Source organism: Longimicrobium sp. (assembly GCF_036280135.1).
In the GTDB taxonomy this organism is placed as follows: Bacteria; Gemmatimonadota; Gemmatimonadetes; order Longimicrobiales; family Longimicrobiaceae; genus Longimicrobium.
Map to the genome: position 1 here is coordinate 1 of NZ_DASURI010000736.1, position 4,197 is coordinate 4,197.

A 4,197-nucleotide genomic window follows, 5' to 3' on the forward strand; every position below is an offset into this window, starting at 1 on the left:
ATGAAGTACTCTGCTGCCCCTGCTCCCTCTGCGTGAGAATGCAGTTCGCAGTTGCTCTCGGACTCAGAGCGGGCGAAAGAGGAGGAACAGGAACGACGCGAGGCCGATGCAGATGATGGCCGTCCGCACGCGCTGCTGGCCCACGCGCTGCGCCACCCGCGCCCCCGCGTAGCCCCCCAGCAGCCCGCCGACGGCCATCGCCAGCGCCACGGGCCAGTTCACGATCCCGCTGAAGGCAAAGATCATCGCCGCCACCACGTTCATGCAGACGGCGCCCCAGTTCTTGAGCCCGTTCATCCGGTGGATGTTCGTAAAGCCCATCATCCCCAGGCCGGCCAGCATCAGGATGCCGATCCCCGCGCCGAAGTATCCGCCGTACACGCCGATGCCGAACTGCGCCAGGACGAACAGCCACGGCGCCACGTCGGGATCGCCGTCCTCCGAAAGCGCCGCGGGCTTCCCCGCCCCGCCGCCGCGCGCCCGCAGCCGGCGCATGAGCGGGCCCTGCGCCAGGAACAGCAGCGTGGCGCCCAGGACGAGGAACGGGACGATGCGGGCAAAGCGGTCCGCGGGGGTCCGCAGCAGCAGCGCCGCCCCCGCCGCGCCGCCCAGGATGCTGGGCAGCGTGAGGCGCACCACCCAGGCGCGCGCGCCCCGCAGCTCGCCGCGGTAGCCCCACATGCTGCTGAGGGCGCCCGGCCACAGCGCCACGGTGCTGGTGGCGTTGGCCGTGAGCGCGGGCACGCCCATGGCCACCAGCGCGGGAAACGTCAGCAGCGTGCCCCCGCCGGCGATGGCGTTGACGCCGCCGCCCAGGGCCGACGCCAGGAACACGCCCGCCAGCGCGAGCAGGGAGATGGATTCGTTCGGCATGGGCGCAAATAGAGCCGCCCCGCCCCCGCGCGGGCAAGCCGTGCGAGGGCGGAGCGTCGTCGGTCAGGGGACGCGGGGCGGATGGAATCCACCCCGCATCGGTTGATCAGCGGCCGGCGACCTGCGCGTGCTGCGCGGTGCCGGTGGAGACGACCACCTCGGCGCTCATGCCGGGGCGCAGCGGGTGCGCCGCGTCCGCGCGCGACTCGTCCACCCGGATCTTTACGGGGATGCGCTGCACCACCTTGGTGTAGTTGCCCGTGGCGTTGTCCGGCGGCAGCAGGCTGAACTTGGCGCCCGTGGCCGGGCTCAGGCTCTCCACGCGGCCGTGGAACGCGCGGCCGGGGTACGCGTCCACCGTGAACTCCACCTGGTCGCCGGGCTGCACGTCGGCGATGTCGGTCTCGTTCAGGTTGGCCACCACCCACACGTCGCGCAGGGGCACCACCGTCATCAGCGGCTGGCCGGGCTGCACCAGCTGCCCCGCCTCCACGCCGCGCTTGGCGATGACGCCGTCCGCGGGGGCGATGACGCGCGTGTAGCTCAGCTGCAGCGCCACCTGGTCACGCGCGGCGCGGGCGGCGGCCACCCGGGCGTCGGCACCCTGCAGGCCGGCCTGGGCCACGGCCACCTGCTCCTGCGCGGCGGCGGCGGTGCGCTGGGCCGCCAGCAGCTGCGCGTCCGCGGCCTGGGCGGCGGCGCGGGTGGCGTCCAGCTGCTGCTGGCTCACGATGTTGCGCGCGGCCAGCGTCTCGATGCGGGTGAGGTCCGCGTGGGCCTTGTCCGCCCCGGCGCGGGCCTGGGCGATCTGCGCGCTCACGGCGCTGGCGCTGGCGCGGGCGGCGCCCACCTGCGCCTCGGCCTGCCCCACGCGGCCCTCCGTGCCCACGGTGGCCAGCAGCGCGGCCAGCTCCGCCTCGGCCTGGGCCAGGCGGGCGCGCAGGTCGCGGTCATCCAGCACCACGAGCGTGTCGCCGGCCTTGACGGCCTGGTTGTCCGTCACGCGCACCTCGCCCACGAAGCCGCCCGTGCGCGCCAGCACGGGGGTGATGTGCCCCTCCACCTGCGCGTTGTCGCTGCTGACGTGGGTGCGGCTCCACATCCACCGGTTCACGCCCCAGGCGGCCAGCACCAGCACGGCCAGCCCCACCAGGGCCAGCACCACCCGCTTGCGGCCGCCGCCCTTTACGGGAGCGGCCGTCTCGTTGCTCTGCATCTGCGTCTCCCCCGCCGTGCGGGTGCTCGTGGAATGTCGTTCGATCGTCGTGCTGCTCATCGTACCTCCTGGGCCATGCCGACGGCGCGGGCCAGGTCCACCGCGGCGGCGGACTGGGCAAAGTGGGCCTCGATGACGGCGTCGCGGGCGTGCAGCAGCGACGCCTGCGCGCCGATGAGCTCCACGTTGCCCGCCACGCCGCTGGTAAAGCGCTCGCGCGCCTGGGACAGCTCCTCCTGGGCCAGCTGCACGCGCTGGTCGGCGATCTGCGCCTGCTGCGCGCTCGTCGCCAGCGAAAGCAGGGCCGCGTCCACCTCGGCCGTCACCTGCTGGCGCAGGTCCGCCGCGCGGAGCGCCGCCTCGCGCAGCCGGGCGTCCTGCTCGCGCAGGCGCGCCTCGTGGCCCAGCCCGTCCACGATGGGCAGCGACACGGCCACGCCGATCTGCCGGGTGGCGATGGCGTCCGTGGCGTGCAGGCCGCTGGCGCCCCAGTCGGCCACCAGGTCCAGCCGCGGCAGCCGCTCGGCGCGCACGGCGCGGCGGCTGGCCTGCGCGGCCGCCGTGGTGGCGGCCAGCTGGCGCAGCTCCGGCCGGCGGTCCAGCGCCACGGCCACGGCGCTGTCCGCCTCCGCGGGGACCAGGCCCAGGACGGGTGCCGCCTCCAGCCCGTCCGTGAGGGCAAAGCGCGCATCCGGCGCCATGCCCATGGCGCGGGCCAGCGTGATCTGCGCCTGCTCGGCGGCCGTGCGGGCCAGCAGCACCTGCCCGTCGGCCGTGACCTTCTGGGTGCGGGCGCGGACGACGTCGATGCCCGTGCTGACCCCGGCCTCCAGCTGCGCCTCGGCCAGGGAGAGCAGCTCGCCCGCCAAGCGGGCGTCCTCTTCGCGCGCCTGCAGGGTGGCCTGCGCGCGGGCGGCGGCCAGGTACGCGCCGGCGGCGCGCTGGGCGGCCGTCTGCGCCACCAGCTCCTCCTCGGCCTCGCTGCCGGCCACGGCCGTGCGGGCGGCGCGGGCGCGCAGCAGGTCCGCCGGGGCGAACAGCGCCTGGCGCAGGTGCAGCCGCGCGTCGAACTGGTCCACGGGGCCGATGAGCGGCTCGTGAGTGGTGCCGGGCGCCGCGGGCAGGGTGATGCCCATGGCGTCGACGTTGAAGGTGTGGTTGAGCATGCCGCTGGTGGCGCTCACCTGCGGCAGCAGGGCGCCGCGGGCCTGGCCCACGCGGGCCTCGGCCTGCGCCGTGCGCTCGCCGGCCATGGCGACGCCGGCCGTCTGCGTGGCCGCGCGCTGCACGGCCTCGCCCAGCGAGAGCGGCTGCGGCGCCGTCTGCGCGGCCGCGGGCAGGGCCCACAGCGCCAGGGCGGCCGCGGATGCCGCGATCTTGTTGATGTTCATCGGCCGAATCTTTCCGTGTAGCCGTCTCATATCGTCCAAAGGCGGCGTGAATGCCGCCGGGATGCGTCTACTTCATCTCGGGCTCGGGCTCTGGAGCGCGGACCGGGCTTCTACCGTCCGCGGAGGGCCCCCTCCCCCCGGCCCCCTGCCCCCTGCCCCCGCTTCGCGGGGGAGGGGGAGAACTGAATCGGGGACACGGCGTGCCCTCCCTCTCGGACCCACCTCCCTCCCCCACGCAGTTTGTGGGGGAGGGTCGGGGAGGGGGGCGCTCCGCCTCCCGGCAGACTCCCCTTCCCCACTGGATCCTTCCGGATCCGTCCCCTACTCGCCCACCATCTCGTGCGACACTTCGCCGCCGCCCGCGGACAGGAGCAGCACCAGGGGCACGGAGATCACGAACAGCATGGCGATCAGCACGAAGATGTGGTTGTAGGCCAGCACCGCCGCCTGCCGCACCATCTGCCCGTCCAGCATCCGCAGCGCCTGCCGTCCCGCCGTGGCCGCGTCGGCGCCCTTGGCCTGCATGGCCGCCGTCACCCGCGCGATCCACGACACCGCCGCGGGATTCGTGTACGTCACGTGCTCCGCCAGCACCGCGTGGTACTTGCCCGTACCACGGGCCAGCTCCGCCGCCGCCAGCGAGATGCCGATGCTGCCGAACACCTGCCGCACCACGTTGTACAGGCCCGCCGCCGCCGTCATCTGCGGCCGCTCGAT

3 protein-coding genes and 1 pseudogene are annotated in these 4,197 nt (G+C 74.7%); all 4 read right to left on the reverse strand.

The genetic code is table 11. From position 1 onward, the window contains the following. Positions 1-63: 63 nt before the first annotated feature. Complete coding sequence (locus VFZ20_RS23810; protein WP_329686451.1) at positions 64-873, reverse strand: sulfite exporter TauE/SafE family protein; 810 nt, start codon at positions 871-873, stop codon at positions 64-66. A 106-nt stretch (positions 874-979) separates the two neighbouring features. After that, a complete protein-coding gene (locus VFZ20_RS23815; RefSeq protein WP_329686452.1) occupies positions 980-2,149 on the reverse strand; it encodes an HlyD family secretion protein in 1,170 nt (389 codons plus the stop codon). Next, the gene (locus tag VFZ20_RS23820; RefSeq protein WP_329686453.1) at positions 2,146-3,480 is read right to left on the reverse strand and encodes a TolC family protein; all 1,335 of its coding nucleotides are present in this window, start codon (positions 3,478-3,480) and stop codon (positions 2,146-2,148) included. The genes VFZ20_RS23815 and VFZ20_RS23820 overlap by 4 nt, the downstream gene beginning before the upstream one ends. A 321-nt stretch (positions 3,481-3,801) precedes the next feature. Beyond that, positions 3,802-4,197: pseudogene (locus VFZ20_RS23825) on the reverse strand (MFS transporter); the annotation flags it as partial.